Raw genomic sequence first — 20,075 nt, 5'->3', positions numbered from 1 at the left:
ATGCTCAATCCAAGAGTAATTGATATCATATCTCGAATTACGCAAATAATACGTTTTTTTCCCCAATATGGGTATCCGACCTCTAAAAGGACAAGTCATGGCATTGGATAAAGTTTTCATTGAACAGCTAGAAGTAATTACAACGATCGGTGTTTACGATTGGGAACAAGAGATTAAACAAAAACTTGTGCTTGATATTGAAATGGCTCATGACAACCGCCCAGCAGGTAAGAGTGATGATGTGGTTGATGCTTTGGATTACTCGACAGTGAGTACTGCCGTGCTTGACCATATTGCGAATGGCCGATTCCTATTGGTGGAGCGTGTGGCAGAAGAAGTCGCTGAATTGATCATGACTCAATTCTCTGTACCTTGGATTAAAATCCGTTTAGCTAAACCGGGCGCAGTGCCGCAAGCAAAAGCCGTTGGCGTAGTCATCGAACGAGGTCAAGCATGACAATAGCCTATGTTGGCGTTGGCACGAACATAGACCGCGATAAGCATGCAAGGGTGGCATGGACAGAGCTTCAATCGTTAGGGACTAACCTTAAATGTTCTAAAATCTATCACTGTGAGCCCGTGGGTTTTAATAGCCATCCGTTTTATAACTTTGTGATAGAGCTCGACACGTCACTCTCATTGACTGAATTTTCACAGCAGCTGCGTACAATTGAGTTTAAATGGGGTCGCTCTCAAGATGCGCACAAACTTCAAGATCGAAAACTCGATCTTGATATTGTGCTGTTTGGAGAGGTGGTTTCTGAGCGCGAACCAGAATTACCACGCAGTGATATCTACAAATATCCTTTTGTAACACAACCGCTTTATGATCTTTGTCCTGCGAGAGTGATCCCGCAAGACGGAAGAACCGTCAGTGAAATATGGCAGAAGATGCAGCAATTAGACTCGCTCTCTGTCGTAGATATAAAACTATAATTTTTAAGGTAAGTAATGAGTTATTTTGAAGCGTTTATGTTGGCGTTGGTGCAAGGCTTTACTGAGTTTTTACCTATTTCCAGTTCTGCACACTTGATTCTTCCATCAGCGGTTTTAGGCTGGGAAGATCAGGGTTTGGCTTTTGATGTTGCTGTCCATGTCGGTACTTTGGCCGCAGTAGTGATCTATTTCCGTAAAGAAGTCGTCTCTTTGTTGAGCGCATTCTTTGGTTCAGTGTTTAAAGGCGATCGCAGCAAGGAAGCGAAGTTAGCGTGGATGATCATTCTCGCGACGATTCCTGCGTGTATCTTTGGTCTGTTGATGAAAGATATTGTTGAGCTTTATCTGCGTAGCGCGTGGGTGATCGCAACGACAACGATTATCTTTGGTCTGTTGTTATGGTGGGTGGATAAGAACTCAAGCCTGCGTGATGACGAATACCAAGCGGGTTGGAAAAAGGCGTTATTTATTGGTCTTGCTCAAGCAATGGCGATCATTCCGGGCACGTCTCGTTCTGGCGCAACCATTACCGCGGCGCTGTATCTTGGTTTTACACGTGAAGCAGCAGCTCGATTCTCTTTCTTGATGTCTATCCCAATCATCACTCTAGCTGGTGGTTATTTGGGTCTGAAGTTAGTGACCAGTGGTGACCCAATTCATGTGGGCACTTTGCTAACGGGAATCGTGGTTTCTTTCATTAGTGCTTATATCTGTATCCACTTCTTCTTGAAGCTTATCTCTCGTATGGGTATGACACCGTTTGTTATCTACCGCCTGATTCTAGGTTTTGGTCTATTTGCTTTCTTGATGATGCAGTAGCGCTCGACTTACGAAGACAAATGTTTCGTCCTACAGATTGAAACGGAAAAACCCGCTTAGTTGCGGGTTTTTTAATGCGTGCTTACGACTAACTATCAGTGAGTTCTGATAAAGATCCTTCAATAGCCACCGCTCTGCGCTTCTCTTGCTCTTCTCGAATATCTTTACCTTTAAAGCCATCAGCAATGATCGCTTTTACTTCAACTTGAAGCGCCGCTTGATAGGCCGCTTCAAAACGAGCCTTTTGAGGGTAAGGCTGATCTTCTAACCCTCTACGGCCTGCGTGGTCAGCTTGGCAGCAAAGCAAGATGTCGTTGAGTCGTTCTGGTTTACGCCAAACATCGAACTTGTTGAGAACCTTAAGGAAGGTTGTAGGTTTGAGCTCACTAGCACGATGGATATTAGAATGCTGCTCGCACACTAACAGAGCAAGATCTCTGAATTCGTTGGGTACTCTCACTCGTTCACATAGCTTCTTAATGATTTTCAAACCTGTGTGGCAGTGCATCTTATGGCTTGGCCATTCACTTTCAGGTGTAACGCCTTTACCTAAGTCATGCACTTGAGCAGCAAAGCGTACCGGTAACGATGGGCTTAATAGTGCAGCTTGTTGAGCAACCATCAGAGTGTGAATGCCTGTGTCGATTTCAGGATGCCATTTCTCAGGTTGAGGGACGCCAAATAGAGCGTCAATCTCAGGTAATACGATTGCCAATGCACCACACTCTTTCAATACAGAAAGGAACACTTCTGGGTGTGGTGTACTGAGTGATTTGTGCCACTCTTGCCAAACTCGTTCGGCTGTAAGGTGTGCCAGTTCTCCTGATTCAACGATTGTTGCCATCATCACCATGGTTTCTGGGGCAACTGTAAAGTTGAGATGGTGAAGCTTGGCGGCGAAGCGAGCCACACGTAGCACGCGAAGAGGATCTTCAACAAAAGCGTCCGATACGTGTCTTAAGATACGATCGGAGAGATCTTTCTGGCCATGGTAAGGATCATAAAGTTGGCCTTCATCATCTTGAGCAATAGCGTTGATAGTCAGATCGCGACGCATGAGGTCTTCTTCTAGACTGACATCCGGCGCGAAGTAACACTCGAAACCTGTATAACCCGAACCTGACTTTCTCTCCGTACGAGCCAGTGCGTGCTCTTCTTTGGTTTTTGGGTGTAAGAATACAGGGAAATCTTTTCCGACAGCAGTAAAGCCAAGGCTTTCCATTTCTTGAGGAGTACTACCGACCACAACCCAATCTTTATCATAGCTATCAATATTGAGTAGCTTATCGCGCACCGCCCCACCGACTAGATAGCGCTGTAGCCCATTCTCTTCTGGTAGGCTATCGTATATTTGCAACTTATCACCTCGAAATGTTTTATCACTGCTGGACTTTACGGCAAGCAATGGTACTTTCCATTAATCGTAATTATAGGGCAGCACATGTATAAGGAATATTTTGGCTTCGTTGAGATGCCATTTTCGATTGTACCAAATTCTCGCTATTTGTTTTTGAGTCAGCGCCACCAAGAGGCAATGCAGAACCTACAAGCCGGTTTAGGCGAGGGTGGGGGCTTTGCGATGCTTACTGGTGAGGTGGGTACAGGGAAAACAACGGTCGCTAAGGCGATGTTGTCTTCACTCGATAATCAGACTCAAGCTGGCCTTATACTTAACCCTACATTTTCCAATACAGATTTACTTGAAGCTATCTGCGATGAGTTTGAGGTCGAGTACCCAGAACAAGCATCGCTGAAGCAGCTGAGTCAGGCGATTCACTACTTCTTATTGGATAGCCATGCAGAGGGCATTCAAACCTTATTGGTGATAGACGAAGCTCAACACCTTGCTGCCGATGTATTGGAACAGCTTCGCCTTCTGACCAATTTGGAAACAGACAGTCGTAAGCTATTAAAAGTATTGTTGGTTGGTCAACCTGAATTACAACAGCATTTGCAGACCACGCAACTGCGTCAATTGGCACAGCGTATTACAGGGCGTTACCATTTATTGCCTCTCAATATTGAAGAGACCGGTAAGTACATCGCGTTTCGTCTGGAGACGGCAGGTGGCGAGCAGATGTTGTTCTCGAATCGCTCCGTCAAGCTGATTGCTCAATATACTCATGGCATTCCAAGGCTGATTAACTTGGTGTGTGATAAGGCGCTGCAGTTAGCTTTTCATGAGGGAGGGCAAACACCGAGCAATGAAACGGTTAACCGAGCGTGTCAGCAGGTTATGTCCTTTCAGGCCGAGGTTTATCATGTCGATAAACCTCGCGCAGCGAGCGTGCTACCAAAGCTCGTTCAGTACGCTGGTGCAGCTACCTTGAGTGTCGCACTTGCGATGGCAACCTTTAACTTTGCCCCAACGTATATAGATTCATGGTTAACAACCAAACCTTCAAATGAAGTCCAAGCTGTAGGCTCAGCAAAGATGCAACGGTCGTTAGTCGCGGATACGCCTGAGGTGGTTGAGTTTGAGACAGACAAGTTCGCACTGCCAGCACATATTCAACAACACTTGATGCAAGGGACTAACCGTTCGCTGGCTATCAAGGATTTATACACCCTTTGGGGATATCAGTCTTCATTGCGAGACGGTTTATGTCTAAGCGAGCCGCAAAGTGTTTTCGTATGTGAACAGCAACAATCTAGCTTGGATGACCTATTTGAGTTAGGCGTTCCTGTGGTGTTGAACTTAGACATAGAACAAGAATCTGTGTTTGCTGTGCTTTATGGCGTATCACAAGATTCTGTCGAACTACTGGTTAACGAAAAACTCTTAGTCATGCCTAAGCAATCTCTAGAGCAGATCTGGCAGGGTGATTATGTCGCGATTTGGAAACAGCCGCTGCGAGAGACGCTGAAAGAGGGTTACCAAGGTGAAGCTGTGGCTTTGCTCGATTTGTTGCTTTCTGAGGTGTTGGGAGAGGTTGTGTCTGGTAGTGATGTATTTGATTACGAATTAAAAATGAAGGTTGAAGCGTTTCAAACTTGGCAAGGTATGTCGGTTGACGGCATCGCAGGTCAACGAACATTAGCAAGGTTGCAAAGATTAGCTCAGCTTGATTCTCCGAAGTTGATGTCATTAAGTGGAGGGGCAAGCTAATGTCACGTATTATTCACAAGCTGAATCAGTCTTCGGTTACACAATCATCTATCAATAAACCTAGCTTTAAAGGCTACCAAAATCACCATGTGCCGAACTCGGCAAAGGGCATCAGCAACAAACGTGGTTCGTCGTTAGCCATGGGGTTACTTCTTTTGCTTGTGCCTTGTTTGTTGGTAGGCGGTACCTTGGTTTATCAATCATACAATCAACATCAAAACTCGATTAGCCAAGTTGCCAATGTAGATCTACCAGAGTTAAAGCTTCCGTCAGACCTTGACTCTCAAATATCTGAGGCTGACATAGCAAGCATGGAAGCCGCGTCAGCGGGTGCGGAAGACGAAGTACTGTTCGCCGTTCGTCCGGCACCGTCAAGCCAACCTTTGAAAACACTTCCGCGCCAAGAAATGTATGCAAAGATTGACTCTGAAAGTACGAATGTCGCTGGTGGAGCTATTGTGCCCGTTGCTAGCTCGGAGAGCAGTGCGCGAACATCAGAAGAGTCAGAGCTATCACTGGCTCAGCCTGAGGTTCAGCCAGGTGCAAGCAATGAGGGTAGGGCTCTGCAATCGGACAGTGATTTATTGCAAGGGCTAGACCTCAGTGAGTTACCACCTGATTTAGCATTGAAGCTTGAATCTATCATGGGTGATCAACAAAGCGCACCTGAACCGATGGATTCAAGACCAGCAGGACAAGTAGGGTCACAGGTCATTGAGTTGGAAACGCATACCAATAGCTTGTCTGGGGTGTTACCTAAGTTAGACTTACAAACTCACATGTATTCGAGTAGCGAAACCAAGCGTTGGGTCAAAGTGAATGGCCAAGAGGTGGCGCAAGGGGATTGGATTGGGCGAGACATTCAGTTACTCGAGATTAAGCCACAATCGGTGATCATAGAGTTCAACCAGCAGAAGATAGAAATCCCAGCTCTGTACGAGTGGAAAGGCTAGCGAGTTTCAAGGGCACTAGATGACAGGCAAATAAAAAGGAGCACCTCGGTGCTCCTTTTTGATATTCGATACTGAATTTACTGTACCTGAGACAAGCGTTAAGTCTACGCCCAACCGTTTGGTGACTTTCTGCGACGAGGCATAATGTGTGGCAGAACAAGGCCTAGAAGTAGACCAATACCCGCAACACCACCACCGTACATGAAGTACTTTAATAGTAGGTCGTCTTTTTGAGTGTCTAGCTTAGCGCGCAATTCACGGTTCTCTGTTTGAGAGCTCGTTAGCTGTTGGCTAATTTCACTGTAGTTCTGTTCTAGTTCAGCAATCTGCTTGTTACGAGAATCTAGAGAGCTCGCTAGGCCAGCTTTTTCGCTGTCAGCACTCTGGCGAGCGTTCGCTAGCTTGCCTTTAACTTCAGTCAGCTCTTTCTCAAGCTTGGGCATACGTAGTGCCATGCTTTCTTTTGTGCTTACAAACTTACTTTCAACCCAACCTTTACGGCCGCGGTTGTCTTGAATCTGGGTGTAACCCGTGCTCTTGTTAGTTTGTAGGTATGTAATCTTTTCACCAGCATCAACACTGCCGATGATACGGAAGGTGTTGTTTGGGCCAGAATGCATATAAGTAAATAGTTTGTCAGCAATATAACGGTCTTGTGCAAAGGCAGCTGGAGCCGCAAGCATTGCGAACAAAACTAAGCTAATCAGTTTTTTCACAGTAAATCCCTTAACGATTCAAATTGGGTAGGCGTATGAGTCAGCCTCAATCAGCAAATAATATTTAGTTTCTTTATGCGGTGCAACAAAGAAGGGAGGCAAAGCCTCCCTTTCTGTGCGTTTGAGTCAATAATGACATGGCATTTACATATCGTTACTGAAGTTCACACTATTCTGACGCTAGTATTCACTAACGCAGTCGCGATTACATAGTAAACGCAGCTTGAATTCCGTAGAAGAACACAACAGCAAGTAGAGCACCTGCTGGCAGTGTCACAATCCAAGAAGCCACGATATTACGTACAACGCCTAAGTTCAGTGCTGCGATACCACGAGCAAAACCAACACCTAATACTGCACCAACGAGTGTTTGTGTAGTAGAGATTGGAAGGCCAGTACCTGAAGCTAGTACAACCGTACATGCCGTTGCAAGTTGTGCAGCAAAGCCACGGCTTGGTGTTAATTCTGTAATACCAGTACCAACGGTTGCCATTACTTTATGACCCATTGTTGCAAGACCAACAACGATACCGAAACCACCTAGAGGAAGAATCCACCATGCGATAGTACTCTTACCTGTGATTTCACCCATGTGCTCAACAGTTGATACAACAGCAGACAGTGGACCAATCGCGTTCGCAACGTCGTTTGAACCGTGTGCAAATGCCATCGCACAAGCTGTGATAACCATTAGTACCGAGAAGATGCCTTCAACACCGGCAAAGCCGTGGTCTTCTTCACGATTAGCAAATTTCTTCTGGATGTATAGGTAACCGCCGATCATAACAAGTGCAGAAACGCCAGCAGCCCAAACCCATGCTTCAGTGTTGCTTAGGTGAAGACCAACGTGCTTAAGACCTTTCTTGATGGTTACCAGTGCAATTACCATTGTTGTAATGAACATGTACACCGGTACAAAGCGCTTCGCGTTGAATAGCGGGTTCTCTGTATCAAAAATCAGTCGTTGAGCACTTACAAATATCACGTAAGCGAAGAAGCCGGAAATAACGGGTGTGATAATCCAACTGCCCACAATACCTTGAACACTGTTCCAGTCTACAGCTTCAGTACCTACAGAAATACAAGCAAAACCGATGATTGCACCGATGATTGAGTGAGTCGTAGAAACAGGCCAGCCCATGTAAGAAGCGAGAAGTAGCCATGTACCAGCAGCAAGAAGTGCTGACATCATGCCGTACACAAGTACATCAGGTTGATGAGCGAATAGAGACGTTTCGATAACACCTTTACGGATCGTGTCTGTTACTTCGCCGCCCGCAAGGTAAGCACCTGCGAATTCAAAGATCATTGCGATAATGATCGCTTGTTTAACGGTTAGAGCTTTAGAGCCTACTGAAGTGCCCATTGCGTTCGCAACGTCATTTGCACCAATACCAATAGCCATCAAGAAACCGAAAGCTGCTGCAACAATAATCAGGACAGTGCCGTAGTTAGCAAGGATATCCATCGTAATACCTAGTTGTTTGATAACAAGCGGAACAAATTTAGACGCAAAAAACCGCTCAGCGAGAGAAATACTCAGCGCATAAGTGGTTTGTTCAAAAAATGCTCTTCGTTATATGGTTAACGTATGATTTAAGATCGAGAAAGCATTACTTCAAGACGAGCGCCAACACGCTGTGCTTGATCTGCAATACCACCAACCCATTCAAGAATTTTGTATAAGAACATGATATCAACTGGATTCAGGTCGCCTTCAATCGCCATTAGTTGTTGGCGTAGTTCGATCTGCATCGCATCCGTGTCATCTTCAATTACATCTAATTGATGAATCATTTCGGCAACGAGTGTTACTTCACGGCCTTTAAAGCCAGTCTCAAGTAATTCGTCTAATTCATTGATTACGTTTTGTGCTTGGTTCGCTGCATCTAGACAACGTTTAACGTAAGCGATGAAGTTTTCTTGCATAGGAGCAGGAATGACAAGTTGACGACCATATACACGGCCAGCAATGTCTTTCGCTAGGTTTGCGAGTTTGTCTTGTTGCGTTAATAGCTCCAACATATCGGTGCGATCAACTGGCATAAACAAACCACGAGGAAGTTTAAGGCGAATTTCACGTTTTAGTACGTCAGCTTCTTTCTCAAGGTGAGAAATTTGAGCTCGAATTTCTGATGCTTTTTCCCAGTCACCTTTTGAAGAAACTTCAAAGAAATTAACTAGGTGAGAACAACATTCGTTCACGCATACTACGTGACGCTGCAAAGGTTTAATTGGGGACTTTGCAAATAACCCCATAATTGTATTTACTGGCATGGTCATCCAACCTAATAAATAATAACCTTAAAACAACATACACCATATTCATGGTGAAATGTTAAGCGATGGCTACAAAGTCGCGCATGTTAACCTAATCAATCTCTCATTAAAACTGTTTTAGATCATCATAAGGGCGATATTTCTGACTTGCCGACTTTTCAAATTGGCAATATCCTGTCCCTATCTTCACAGAAAGGTATAACTATGGAAACCGAGATAGAACTGAAGTTTTTTGTTTCTCCTGAATTTTCAGAGACTTTACGCAATAAAATTGCTGAAACTAAAGTACTTCAGCACAGTTGTCGTGAGCTAGGTAACATCTACTTTGACACCGCTGACAACTGGCTACGTAAGCACGATACAGGCTTACGCATTCGACGCTTTGATGACGTATTTGTACAAACCGTAAAGACGGCTGGTCGTGTGGTTGCTGGCCTACATCAAAGGCCTGAATACAATGCAGAACACGACAGCAACGAACCTAAGTTAGCCCTGCACCCAGAGGACATCTGGCCAGCAGGTAAAGACATCGAAACGTTGCAAGCTGAGCTGACTCCTCTATTCTCTACCAACTTCACGCGTGAGCAGTGGTTGATTGGTATGCCTGATGGTAGCCAAGTCGAGGTCGCATTCGACCAGGGCTTCGTTGAATCAGGCGACCTGCAAGAACCGATTTGCGAAGTCGAATTGGAGCTTAAATCCGGTCAAACGGATGCGCTATTTACATTGTCTCGTCAATTCTGCGAGCAAGGTGGCATGCGTTTGGGTAACCTAAGTAAAGCAGCTAAGGGTTACCGCCTTGCTCAAGGTTATCAAGGAGATGAAGTTACTCCTTTGACTTTAGTTGATACTGATAAAAGTGATACCGTTGAATCGTGTTTCATTCAATCTTTAGAGCACGCTCTCGCTCATTGGCACTATCATGAGCAGATCTTCACCGAGCGCCAATCTATTGAAGCACTGCATGAGATCAGCCACTCGCTCAGCTTTATTCGTCAAACCTTCACTATCTATGGTGGTATTGTCCCAAGACGTGCAAGTGCTATTTTACGCCAAGAGCTCAAGTGGCTTGAGCAAGAGCTCGATTGGCTGAAAAGCTATGATCACTTCGAAGACTTGTTGGAAGATAAAGGCCATGTGCTACGTAAACTCGATGCGCGCAAGTTCTTGGTTGCTGAGCTTAAAGAGATGCAAGAGCAACTTCCCGATCGTGAAGAGCTGCTTACCTTGTTGAGCTCTGCTCGTTACACTGGTTTATTGTTAGATCTGAGCCGCTGGATCTTATCTCGTGGCTGGCAACCTTTCTTAGATGAGAAAGCGCGTGAACAAATGGGGCGTGGTATCGAATGGTTTTCCGTGCAGCAACTCGATCGTACATGGGCTGACTTGATGGAAGCTTTCCCTCCAGAGCGAGTGATGACCAGCCAAGCATATATTGAACAGCAATACCGTTTGATGCGTAATCTGTATTCTGGTGTTGGCTTCGCGAGTTTGTATGATGACGCAGAACGAAACAGCTTCCGCTTGCCATGGGCCGATATGGTGCAAGGTATTGATGACTTGCTGGCACTCAAAACATTAGAGCCTTTGACTGAGAAGTTGGAAGGTGACGAGAAGGTTCAGCTAGAGCGTTGGCTGGCTCGTCAAGAAGTGTCCATTTTGCATGCGATGGAACAGACACGCCAAATCAGTGTTGAGGTTGAGCCATATTGGCAAGACTAAATTCAACACCTGTATCAATATAAGTATGAATTTGAAAATAGGGCTTCGGCCCTATTTTTTTATTTGTTGTTCGAGCTTCTCTAGTCGTTCGAGGATTTTCTGTTGTTGCTCAATGATCTTCTCAAGATGCTTCTCTTTGCTTTCAGCGCGTTGATTCTCAAGGTGAGTTGGGGAGGTAATCAAAGAAGTGATCAAGCCTGAAATCATACCAAACACACCCACACCGCAAATGATTACCAGAGAAGCGACTAATTTTCCTGAACTCGTGACTGGATAATGATCGCCATATCCTACGGTACTGATGGTAACGAAAGCCCACCACAAAGCATCTTGTCCAGTGGTAATGTTGGCGTTGGGGTCTTTGTGCTCTAACAGCAGTATTGTTCCGGCTCCTATGGTCAGGAGAATGACCAGCAGCAATATAATCGAGGCGAGGGTGGTTTCTTTGCGGTTGCGAAATAGCTCTCTGAGAACGCGTTTACCCGAACGAAGAACAAGAATGACACGCAGGATCTGAAAAATGCGAGCGAAACGAAGAGGCTCGATCATTGGGATGCTTGCCAAGAAATCGATCCAGTGTACTTTTATATATTCTTTTTTGTTTTGTGATCTGAATAGATCAATAGTGAGCTGAAAAAGAAAAACACTACAGATTATAAAATCGAGGCCGATAAGGACTTGTTTCGATTCTTTATCGATCGGTACGAACAATAAGCCTGAGATCACAAATAACGCTAAGAAAGAGAGAATCAGTGACAATAAGCTCATCGGCTTAGTGGCGTCTTTGGTATTATTCAACATTCATACGAGGCTCAAAATAAATCGCGAACTTTGACTGACATAGCCACCTCGCGGATATAGAAGCCATCAATATATAAGAATTAATGGAGAACTGACAATGACTAAACTGTCATTCAAGCCGTGGGAAAGGATAATCTCTGACGTTCGTCTCGTTCCGAAAATGATTATGCTGATGATATTCAGCACTATCTTGATCATTTCGAAGCAGCTTTGGGACGCAAGTACGTTTTACGATTCATTGCTTGCTGTAACCAACAATGCGCAAGTCGCACAACAGCATTACGAGACTTACCTAGTTCAAGTGGCTTGGCAAACAGCCTTGATGATCATTGTGTTTGTGATTCTTCTATTAGCTGCGGCTCGCGTTATGCTGCGTCAGACTCAATACCTTAATGACGCAATTAAAACTATGGCCGATAAGAACCTATCAGTGCCGATTCAAATGGATTGTAAAGATGAATACGGCGATGTGGCACGTGAACTTGAAAAAACTCGTGTCCAACTGAACGACATGATCAAAACTCAGGTGGCCTCTTCTGATGAACTGTTTGCTCTGACGGAAGTGATGACCATCAGCATGTCTGAAACCAAAGAGTCAGCTCAAGAAGAGTTCAATGAGATCGATCAGCTTGCGACAGCAATGAGCGAGATGACCTCTACGGTGCAAACTGTAGCCGAGCATGCACAAAGCGCTTCTTCATTGACGGAACAGGCATCAGGCCAAGCATTGACCGGTCAGAAGTTCGTTCAAGGCTCAGTTTCTAAGATGAGTGAGTTATCTTCAGATATCGCAGCATCTGCAGCAGCGGTAAACCAAGTTGAAGAGCGCGTTGACTCAATTGGTAGTGTGGTTGGTACTATCCAAGGCATTTCAGAACAGACAAACCTTTTAGCATTGAACGCTGCGATCGAGAGCGGCGCGTGCAGGTGAAGCGGGTCGAGGCTTTGCGGTTGTTGCCGATGAGGTTCGTAACCTTGCGCAGCGTACTCAACAAGCGACGGTAGAGATTCAGGACATGATCAGTCACCTACAAAGCAGTGCTAATTCTGCGGTAGAGCTGATGGAGAAGAGTGTTGTTGAAGCGGCTGAAGGCGTTGATTTGGTGACTAATGCTGGCACAGAGCTTGATGGTATCGTAAGCCAAGTTAACCAAATCAATGACATGAACTTCCAAATCGCGACAGCTGCGGGTCAACAGAGCAGCGTTGCAGAAGAGATGAGTGTCAACCTGACCAATGTTCGTGAGCTTGTCGAAGCTTCAGTTGTGGTTGTTGGTGAGCTGTTAGAGACCTCTCAGCTTATGGAGAGCAACGCGCAAGAACTCGACGGTAAGATTAAGCAATTTAAGGTTTAGTCCTTAGCACCTAATCTTCATCCGTAAAGGCTTATTCCCAGAGACTTTTTCTAGGTTGTAAGCTCAACCAGATAAGTTAATCGATAAAACGCCCACATTGCTAATGTGGGCGTTTTTTATTGGCGTAACTTTGGTATAACTTATCTTTAGTTATGAAAACTCGTTATTGAAGAACTGAATCGATAAACCGATTGTTCAGCGCGCAGCTTATACAAGGAAGAAACATGCCATTGCCTTCTCAAATCGTCACTCACTCACAGTCTGCTTTTGAGCAATTATTAGAGCATCAAAGTGAAGCCATCAATACTTGGCCTGAGCCACTGACTGAAGATCTTAAACGTGTACTCGGTTTAAGCTGTTTTGTTGGTGATTGCTTGCAACGTGATACGGTTTTATGTGGTGACTTACCTGATATGTTGGCATGCGAAGAACGCGCTGAAGGGTACCGAAAACGACTGGCTGAATTACTTTCTGGCTGTGCCGATGAAATGAGCGGTCAGCGCGTGCTGCGTCAATTTCGCAATCGAGAAATGACCTACATTGCTTGGCGTGACTTCATGGGTTCATGGGAGCTAGAGCAGAGCCTAAACCACCTATCGATGTTGGCTGAGGCGATGATCTTCGAGACCTATCAATGGCAGTACGATATTTGTTGTACAGAGTGGGGTACACCTTGTAATGAACAAGGTGAAGCACAGCCAATGTTGATCATTGGTATGGGCAAGCTAGGGGGGAGCTCAATTTCTCTTCTGATATTGACCTGATTTTTACCTATCCTGAGAATGGCGAAACCCAGGGTGCAAGACGAAGTATCGCCAACGCACAATTTTTCACACGCTTGGGGCAACGTATTATCAAGGCACTTGACCAGCAAACCTTTGATGGATTCTGTTATCGAGTCGACATGCGTTTACGTCCATTTGGTGAGAGTGGTCCACTTGTGATGAGCTATGCAGCACTTGAAGATTATTACCAAGAACAAGGTCGTGATTGGGAACGCTACGCGATGGTCAAAGCGCGAGTGATGGGCAGCGAAATGTATCCTGAGTATCAAGAGCTTCGCCAAATGCTACGCCCGTTTGTTTTCCGTCGTTATATTGATTTCAGTGCGATTCAATCTTTGCGTCGTATGAAGTCGATGATCAGCAGTGAAGTTCGCCGTCGTGGCCTCTCAAATAACATCAAACTTGGCTCTGGTGGTATTCGTGAAGTGGAGTTTATTGCGCAAGTTTTCCAATTGATTCGTGGTGGGCGTGAACCTAGCCTTCGTGGTAGAGGTCTATTGGAAACGTTAAGTGCGATTGAGTCTCTTCATCTGCTAGAGTCCCAAGAGGTAAGGCATTTACGCGAGGCTTACCTGTTTCTGCGTCGCCTTGAGAACCTATTACAAGCGATGGCTGATAAGCAAACTCAAACCTTACCTGATGGTGAATTCGAACAGTTGCAACTCGCTGTCGCAATGCAATTCACTGATTGGGACAGTTTGATTGCGGCAACTCGAACTCATATGGCGAATGTACATACTGTGTTCGAAGATCTGATTGGTGTCGATGAAGATGACGCTAATCCAATCGCGAGTCACTTTAGTGAACTGTGGGATATGGCCCATAAACCAGACGTGATTGAACAAGTACTGGAGCATGATATTGCGATTGCTAGCCCGCCTGAAGCTGCGAGAACGATCATTCAGTTTAAAGCCGATTTGGCTAAAAAAACCCTTGGCCCACGTGGACGAGAAGTTCTGAATCGCTTGATGCCTAAAGTGTTTCAAGCGCTGTACACCGCTAAGGATGCCGAGTTTGGTTTATCTCGAGTGCTGCATCTACTGCAAAAAATCGTTACGCGTACCACTTACCTTGAACTACTAGATGAACACCCTGCTGCGTTGACTCAGTTAGTTCGCTTATGTACAGCAAGCCCGATGATCTCAGAACAGCTGGGTCGTTACCCAATTCTGTTAGATGAACTTATCGATCCTCAGCAACTCTACAATCCAGTACCCTTAGAGTCTTACAAGACCGAATTGCGTGATTACCTAGCCCGTATCCCTGAAGATGATATGGAGCAACAGATGGAAGGTCTGCGTCAGTTTAAGCAGACTTGTATTTTGAGGATCGCAGCTGCGGATATTGCGGGTGCTCTACCTGTCATGAAGGTTAGTGATCATTTGACCTACTTAGCGGAAGCCATTGTTGAAGCCGGAGTTAACCAGGCTTGGTTACAGGTGTCAGCAAAGTTTGGTGAGCCGACACATCTTAAAGATCGTGAAGGTCGTGGTTTTGCTGTTGTCGGTTATGGCAAAGTGGGCGGTTGGGAGCTTGGCTATAATTCCGATCTCGATATTGTGTTTATGCATGACTGCCCGGTACATATCTATACTGATGGTAAGAAAGAGATCGATGGACGCCAATTCTACTTAAGATTAGCGCAGCGTATTATTCATATTTTCTCGACTAGAACCGCTTCCGGCATTCTGTACGAAGTTGACACTCGTTTACGCCCTTCTGGTGCATCTGGCCTGTTGGTGAGTCCAACCGATGCCTTTGATGAGTATCAACACAAGGATGCATGGACATGGGAGCATCAAGCACTGACTCGAGCTCGTATGATCTATGGAGATGAACAGTTGGCTTCCGCATTCAATAAAACACGTCATGAGGTGTTGTGCCTGCCACGTGATGAAGCAACGTTGAAAAAAGCGGTGGTGGATATGCGAGAAAAAATGCGTGATCACCTCGGCGGTAAAAAAGCTGATCGATTCATGCTAAAGCAGGATGCTGGTGGCATTACTGATGTTGAGTTTTTGGCGCAATACTTAGTGTTACGATACAGCCACGAGAAGCCGAAACTGACACGTTGGTGTGACAATGTCAGAATCTTTGAGAGTCTGTTGTCACAAGGGATCATGGACGAGCAACAAGGCATGGCATTGACCAATGCCTACACAACGCTACGCGATGAAATACACCATCGTAACTTACTTAATCTTGATGCTGATGTTGCAATTAATAAGTTCGAAATGGAAAGAGAGCATGTGGTTCACGCATGGAAGCAATGGATGGAAGTGTAACTTGTCTTACGCTTAGCTATCACAGTGCCTATCGAGATAGGCTTTACTCATTTTTCTATGGTTTAGCCACTGTAATCAGTGTGCTAGACTCTAGCCAGATTCGATTTTTGGAGCTCAACAATGAAACCAATTCTACCTGACTACAGCCAATCAGGTGTTCTTATTGTCGGTGACGTCATGCTTGATCGTTACTGGTATGGTCCAACTGGCCGTATTTCACCAGAAGCACCAGTGCCTGTGGTAAAAGTAGAAAATAACGAGGAGCGCCCTGGTGGTGCTGCTAACGTAGCAATGAATATTGCCTCGCTTGGCGGTCATGCTCATGTTGTTGGTTTAACAGGTAAAGATGAGCCAGCCGAGGTGTTGAAAAACACTTTGGGTGCGCTGAAGGTTAAGTGTGATTTTGTTGAGTTAGAAGACTATCCAACCATCACAAAACTACGAGTGATGAGCCGTGGTCAGCAGTTGATTCGTCTTGATTTTGAAGACAAATTTGAAAACACCAATCCAGAGCTTATTCTGTCTCGCATGGAGCAAGCACTGCCAAATGTCCGCTCGGTTATCTTGTCAGATTATGCGAAGGGTGCATTAGAGCATGTACAGAGCTTCATTCAAAAAGCACGCGCATCAAATGTTCCAGTATTCATCGATCCAAAAGGCGCGGATTTAGAGCGCTACCGTGGTGCGACATTACTTACACCAAATATGGCAGAGTTTGAGCTAGTTGCAGGTAAAGTTAAGTCAGAAGAAGATCTTATCGAGAAGGGTATTGCCTTGATCGAGAAGTATGACTTTGAAGCTTTATTGGTGACTCGCAGTGAGAACGGTATGACGTTACTACGTAAAGGTCAGGCACCATTCCATTTACCGACTCAAGCGAAAGAAGTGTACGACGTGACGGGTGCTGGAGATACGGTTATCTCAGTTCTGGCGGCTTCTGTTGCTGCGGGGAAACCACTTGATGAAGCGTGTGCATTAGCGAATGCGGCTGCTGGCGTGGTAGTTGGTAAGCTTGGTACATCTACACTGTCTACGATTGAGTTAGCGGAAGCGATTCACGGTAGCCAAGACACAGATTATGGTGTGATCTCGGAAGCGGCACTGGTTGAAGCAGTGAAACGTGCTCGAGCGAAAGGTGAGAAGGTCGTTATGACCAATGGCTGCTTTGATATTCTGCATGCCGGCCATGTTTCTTACATGAACCACGCAGCTGAGCTAGGTGACCGCTTGATCGTTGCCGTTAATACTGACGAGTCTGTTAAGCGCTTGAAAGGCCCTGGTCGCCCTGTGAACCCAACCGATCGCCGTATGGCGGTATTGGCTGGCTTAGGTGCAGTTGATTGGGTTGTGCCGTTTTCTGAAGACACACCTCAACGTTTGATCTCTGAGGTTTTACCAAGCATTCTTGTGAAAGGTGGTGACTACAAACCTGAAGATATTGCTGGTGGTGCGGAAGTAATTGCAGCTGGCGGTGAAGTGAAAGTACTTAACTTTGAAGATGGCTGCTCTACGACTGAAATTATTAAAGCGATTAAAGGTGGTCGAGGCTAGTTTCTAGTCTTTTGGTGCTAAGCTTTTAGCTAGGCAGTAAGTCTCGCTTTGAATAGATAATAAAAATGCCGCTCAATGAGCGGCATTTTTGTAGCTGTAGCTAGTGTAATTTAGAATTACTTACTTGCGACTTTTAGACCTGCGTTTACATCAACAATATCTTGTTCGCTTAGAGTACCAACCGCTTGACGAAGCTGAAGTACACTTAGGATGTAGTTGTAACGAGCATCTGAAAGGTTCTTGTTTGCATCGTATAGACGACGAGTCGAATCTAATACGTCAACGATAGTACGAGTGCCTACATCAAAGCCGGCTTCAGTTGCTTCTAAAGCAGACTGAGCAGAAACTACAGACTGTTCGTAAGCACGTAGAGCACCGATCGAAGCACTGATGTTGTTGTTGAACGCACGTACGTCTTTTACAACGCTGCGGTAGGTTGCTTCTAAGTCTTCACTTGCTGCAACGTAGTTGTATTCAGCCTGTTTAGTCAATGAAGTTGTGTTACCACCCGTGTATAGAGGTACAACTAAGTTCAAGCCTAGGTTTAGGTTGTCTTGGTCATAATCTTGAGAGCTGTTTGATTGATCTGCAAGAGAGTAGCTACCATCTAATGTCAGGCTTGGTAAGTGACCAGAGCTTGCTAGTGAGATGTTATCTTTTGCTACGTCTTGAGAGATACGCGCTGCAAGTAGGCTAAGGTTCTTCTGCTCAGCCTGTTCAACAAGTGCAACAGCCGACTCGGAAGATTTGCTTGCAGAGAAACGGTCAGTATCTAGGATGCTTAGGTTAGAGTGTTCTTGACCTGTGATCTCACGTAGACCTTCATAGTTATTAATCAGAGTGTTTTCTGCTAAGACTTCGTCTGCCAAAACGCCATCGTACTGAGCTTGTGCATCATGTACATCGGTGATTGCTGAAAGACCTACTTCAAAACGTTGTTTTGTTTGTTCTAGTTGACGAGCAACTGCTGCTTTTTCGGCACGAACAAATTCTAGGTTATCTTGAGATCGAAGTACTTCGAAGTATGCGGTTGCTACACGCAGGATCAAAGCTTGTTGCTCTGCCGCGTATGCTGAATCAGCCTGACGAGCACTTTTTTCTGCTGTATCGAGCGTGATCCATGAAGAACGTTGATAAAGCTCTTGAGTGAAGCCGATAGCTGCTCCCCAAGTGTTGTTATCGATACTTGAGCTACCTTGACCTGAAGTATCTCTGTCACCACGGTTAATGTCGTAGTTCGCTGTTAGGTTAATTTGTGGTAGCAAATCACTACGGCTTGACGTTACTGCTTCAAAAGCGGCATCGCGCTGCGCTGCTGAACGAAGAAGTTGTGGATCGTTCTGTTTTGCTTGGTCGTAAACTTCAGCTAGCGTATCAGCAAAAGCTGATGAACTCAGGCTGCCAATTGCTGCACTGATAAATAGTGGAAGCAGTTTTTTCATTTTCCTATTCCTGCCTTTAATAGAATTTTTCTTTAAAAGAGTTTAACCCAGTTTGGTGGTAATTTACTCGAAACTTTGCACTTTTTTACAATTAACTGTCCACTCGTGCAATATTTATTTTTTAAAACTTAACTTTAATTATAAGTTTTGTATAAAAAGTTGAACCTTATCCTTGGTAGTTAACTCGGACAATGAGTAAACTATAAAGATCACTTAGTGAGGTACCAAATGCAACAGTCTGACAATCAACGACATGAGTTTACTCCGCAAGATGTGGAAATAGTCTCAAAAGAGACGCTGTTTCGTGGTTTTTTTAAAATGGTTAAGTACACATTTAAACATAGATTGTTTGAGGGGGTGGAGCCAACCAATAGAACGTGAAATGTTTGAGCGTGGTCATGCTGCCGCTTTGCTACCTTATGATCCTGTTCGTGATGAAGTTGTGATCGTCGAACAGATCCGTGTCGGTGCTCTAGAGCATGAAAACCCATGGCAATATGAGATTGTTGCCGGGATTATCGATACTGACGAGTCACCACAAGATGTTGCCCGTCGTGAAGCGATGGAAGAAGCTGGAGTCGAAGTCGGATCTGTATTACCTATTACTTCGTATTACCCTTCATCTGGCGGTTGCTCGGAAAAGCTCGACGTCTTTGTTGGCTGTGTTGATGCAACGACAGCTAAAGGGGTGCATGGATTGGATTACGAAGGTGAAGACATTAGGGTACAAGTGATGACTCGCGAGGCCGCTTATCAGTTGGTAACAGATGGTGTGTTTGAAAATGGCGCCACAATCATTGCGCTACAGTGGCTACAATTGAACTACCAAGAATTACAGTCAGAGTGGATAGATTAACGTCATGCCAAATATAGCGGTCAAAAAACCGTATCATGTTGATCTTGCTGAGTTGATGCGAGTTTACGAGACTAACTATGCCAAGCTTAACGCTTTGTTACCGGTTGGGCATGAGGTTGGTGACGTTCGCTGTTACCAAGCCGTTAATATGGTGTATCAATTGACAGTGAATGAGGTCACAAAATACACCACTTTAATAGACATATGTCAGAGTGACGCGATGCCAGTGTTTCCTTTGCCAAAAATGTCTGTCAGGCTATATCACGATGCTCGAGTTGCAGAAGTGTGCGCTAGCGGGGATTTTTCACGAGTCAAAGCTAAATATGACTATCCCAACACTAAGCTTCTGCAAAAGGACGAGAAATTTCAATTGAATAAATTTCTTGGGGAATGGTTAACGTTTTGTTTAAAAACGGGTATCAGCCGAACTCCAATTGCCTTTTAATTGAGCTTATTGAACAACAC

At 45.0% G+C, this 20,075-nt stretch carries 14 protein-coding genes and 3 pseudogenes; 11 read left to right on the top strand and 6 right to left on the bottom strand.

Annotation, left to right across the window (positions count from 1 at the left end; genetic code table 11):
* Positions 1-97: 97 nt before the first annotated feature.
* From folB to AB8613_RS06455, 3 genes are read left to right on the top strand one after another with little or no spacing between them, the layout of a single operon-like run.
* Positions 98-457: a dihydroneopterin aldolase gene (gene folB / locus AB8613_RS06465; RefSeq protein ID WP_146490504.1), complete on the top strand. Its 360-nt coding sequence runs from the start codon at positions 98-100 to the stop codon at positions 455-457.
* The gene (folK, locus tag AB8613_RS06460) at positions 454-936 is read left to right on the top strand and encodes a 2-amino-4-hydroxy-6-hydroxymethyldihydropteridine diphosphokinase (protein WP_146490505.1); all 483 of its coding nucleotides are present in this window, start codon (positions 454-456) and stop codon (positions 934-936) included. The genes folB and folK overlap by 4 nt, the downstream gene beginning before the upstream one ends.
* A 15-nt stretch (positions 937-951) precedes the next feature.
* Positions 952-1,755: an undecaprenyl-diphosphate phosphatase gene (locus AB8613_RS06455; protein WP_004735967.1), complete on the top strand. Its 804-nt coding sequence runs from the start codon at positions 952-954 to the stop codon at positions 1,753-1,755.
* A gap of 88 nt (positions 1,756-1,843) precedes the next feature.
* Here the strand turns inward: AB8613_RS06455 and AB8613_RS06450 are convergent, their stop codons facing one another.
* A complete protein-coding gene (locus tag AB8613_RS06450; RefSeq protein WP_372384665.1) occupies positions 1,844-3,160 on the bottom strand; it encodes a multifunctional CCA addition/repair protein in 1,317 nt (438 codons plus the stop codon).
* A 36-nt stretch (positions 3,161-3,196) separates the two neighbouring features.
* On the opposite strand from AB8613_RS06450, the gene AB8613_RS06445 reads away from it, so the two are divergent.
* Together AB8613_RS06445 and AB8613_RS06440 are read left to right on the top strand one after the other, a co-directional pair.
* Positions 3,197-4,864 carry an AAA family ATPase gene (locus AB8613_RS06445; protein ID WP_372384664.1) on the top strand — a complete coding sequence of 556 codons (1,668 nt, stop codon included), beginning with the start codon at positions 3,197-3,199 and terminating at the stop codon, positions 4,862-4,864.
* Positions 4,864-5,817 carry a general secretion pathway protein GspB gene (locus AB8613_RS06440; RefSeq protein ID WP_372384663.1) on the top strand — a complete coding sequence of 318 codons (954 nt, stop codon included), beginning with the start codon at positions 4,864-4,866 and terminating at the stop codon, positions 5,815-5,817. The genes AB8613_RS06445 and AB8613_RS06440 overlap by 1 nt, the downstream gene beginning before the upstream one ends.
* Positions 5,818-5,921: 104 nt before the next feature.
* Here the strand turns inward: AB8613_RS06440 and AB8613_RS06435 are convergent, their stop codons facing one another.
* The 3 genes from AB8613_RS06435 to AB8613_RS06425 all read right to left on the bottom strand — a co-directional run bounded on the left by AB8613_RS06435 (position 5,922) and on the right by AB8613_RS06425 (position 8,810).
* Positions 5,922-6,533 (bottom strand): TIGR04211 family SH3 domain-containing protein, encoded by a 612-nt coding sequence (locus AB8613_RS06435; protein WP_019826861.1) that lies wholly within the window; start codon positions 6,531-6,533, stop codon positions 5,922-5,924.
* Positions 6,534-6,738: 205 nt separating this feature from the next.
* Entirely contained in the window at positions 6,739-8,001 is a 1,263-nt protein-coding gene (locus tag AB8613_RS06430; protein ID WP_017061418.1) for an inorganic phosphate transporter, read from the bottom strand.
* 128 nt (positions 8,002-8,129) lie between these two features.
* On the bottom strand, positions 8,130-8,810 hold the full coding sequence (locus tag AB8613_RS06425; RefSeq protein WP_010434644.1) for a TIGR00153 family protein: 681 nt from the start codon (positions 8,808-8,810) through the stop codon (positions 8,130-8,132).
* A gap of 207 nt (positions 8,811-9,017) precedes the next feature.
* Between AB8613_RS06425 and AB8613_RS06420 the strand changes: the two genes are divergently transcribed.
* Positions 9,018-10,535 carry an inorganic triphosphatase gene (locus AB8613_RS06420; RefSeq protein WP_048609673.1) on the top strand — a complete coding sequence of 506 codons (1,518 nt, stop codon included), beginning with the start codon at positions 9,018-9,020 and terminating at the stop codon, positions 10,533-10,535.
* Between the two features lie 51 nt (positions 10,536-10,586).
* Here AB8613_RS06420 and AB8613_RS06415 read toward each other — a convergent pair whose 3' ends face one another.
* Positions 10,587-11,336, bottom strand: coding sequence for a potassium channel family protein (locus AB8613_RS06415; RefSeq protein WP_146490510.1), 750 nt, complete (start codon positions 11,334-11,336; stop codon positions 10,587-10,589).
* 97 nt (positions 11,337-11,433) lie between these two features.
* Here AB8613_RS06415 and AB8613_RS06410 point away from each other — a divergent pair.
* From AB8613_RS06410 to hldE, 3 genes and pseudogenes are all read left to right on the top strand, one after another.
* A pseudogene (locus AB8613_RS06410) lies at positions 11,434-12,691 on the top strand (methyl-accepting chemotaxis protein).
* Between the two features lie 224 nt (positions 12,692-12,915).
* Positions 12,916-15,761: pseudogene (glnE, locus tag AB8613_RS06405) on the top strand (bifunctional [glutamate--ammonia ligase]-adenylyl-L-tyrosine phosphorylase/[glutamate--ammonia-ligase] adenylyltransferase).
* Positions 15,762-15,881: 120 nt separating this feature from the next.
* Positions 15,882-17,312 (top strand): bifunctional D-glycero-beta-D-manno-heptose-7-phosphate kinase/D-glycero-beta-D-manno-heptose 1-phosphate adenylyltransferase HldE, encoded by a 1,431-nt coding sequence (gene hldE / locus AB8613_RS06400; RefSeq protein WP_285955141.1) that lies wholly within the window; start codon positions 15,882-15,884, stop codon positions 17,310-17,312.
* Between the two features lie 116 nt (positions 17,313-17,428).
* On the opposite strand, the gene tolC is transcribed toward hldE, so the two are convergent.
* Entirely contained in the window at positions 17,429-18,754 is a 1,326-nt protein-coding gene (gene tolC, locus AB8613_RS06395; protein WP_285955142.1) for an outer membrane channel protein TolC, read from the bottom strand.
* Between the two features lie 228 nt (positions 18,755-18,982).
* On the opposite strand from tolC, the pseudogene nudF reads away from it, so the two are divergent.
* Both nudF and AB8613_RS06385 read left to right on the top strand, forming a co-directional pair.
* Positions 18,983-19,610 (top strand): annotated as a pseudogene (nudF, locus tag AB8613_RS06390) (ADP-ribose diphosphatase).
* A 4-nt stretch (positions 19,611-19,614) separates the two neighbouring features.
* Entirely contained in the window at positions 19,615-20,055 is a 441-nt protein-coding gene (locus AB8613_RS06385) for a DUF1249 family protein (protein WP_008222561.1), read from the top strand.
* Positions 20,056-20,075 lie beyond the last annotated feature (20 nt).

Origin of the sequence: Vibrio sp. BS-M-Sm-2, from assembly GCF_041504345.1 — a bacterium.
Taxonomy (GTDB): Bacteria; Pseudomonadota; Gammaproteobacteria; order Enterobacterales; family Vibrionaceae; genus Vibrio; species Vibrio satsumensis.
Note: the sequence above shows the minus strand (reverse complement) of the source record. Positions and strands in the feature narration are given on the sequence as shown.

Bases quoted from the DNA above. Each gene is read 5' to 3' on its own strand.
- folB (WP_146490504.1), top strand. From the start codon at position 98: ATGGCATTGGATAAAGTTTTCATTGAACAGCTAGAAGTAATTACAACG.
- AB8613_RS06385 (WP_008222561.1), top strand. From the start codon at position 19,615: ATGCCAAATATAGCGGTCAAAAAACCGTATCATGTTGATCTTGCTGAG.
- AB8613_RS06440 (WP_372384663.1), top strand. From the start codon at position 4,864: ATGTCACGTATTATTCACAAGCTGAATCAGTCTTCGGTTACACAATCA.
- tolC (WP_285955142.1), bottom strand. From the start codon at position 18,754: ATGAAAAAACTGCTTCCACTATTTATCAGTGCAGCAATTGGCAGCCTG.
- AB8613_RS06455 (WP_004735967.1), top strand. From the start codon at position 952: ATGAGTTATTTTGAAGCGTTTATGTTGGCGTTGGTGCAAGGCTTTACT.
- AB8613_RS06415 (WP_146490510.1), bottom strand. From the start codon at position 11,336: ATGTTGAATAATACCAAAGACGCCACTAAGCCGATGAGCTTATTGTCA.
- AB8613_RS06420 (WP_048609673.1), top strand. From the start codon at position 9,018: ATGGAAACCGAGATAGAACTGAAGTTTTTTGTTTCTCCTGAATTTTCA.
- hldE (WP_285955141.1), top strand. From the start codon at position 15,882: ATGAAACCAATTCTACCTGACTACAGCCAATCAGGTGTTCTTATTGTC.
- AB8613_RS06425 (WP_010434644.1), bottom strand. From the start codon at position 8,810: ATGCCAGTAAATACAATTATGGGGTTATTTGCAAAGTCCCCAATTAAA.
- AB8613_RS06445 (WP_372384664.1), top strand. From the start codon at position 3,197: ATGTATAAGGAATATTTTGGCTTCGTTGAGATGCCATTTTCGATTGTA.
- folK (WP_146490505.1), top strand. From the start codon at position 454: ATGACAATAGCCTATGTTGGCGTTGGCACGAACATAGACCGCGATAAG.
- AB8613_RS06430 (WP_017061418.1), bottom strand. From the start codon at position 8,001: ATGGATATCCTTGCTAACTACGGCACTGTCCTGATTATTGTTGCAGCA.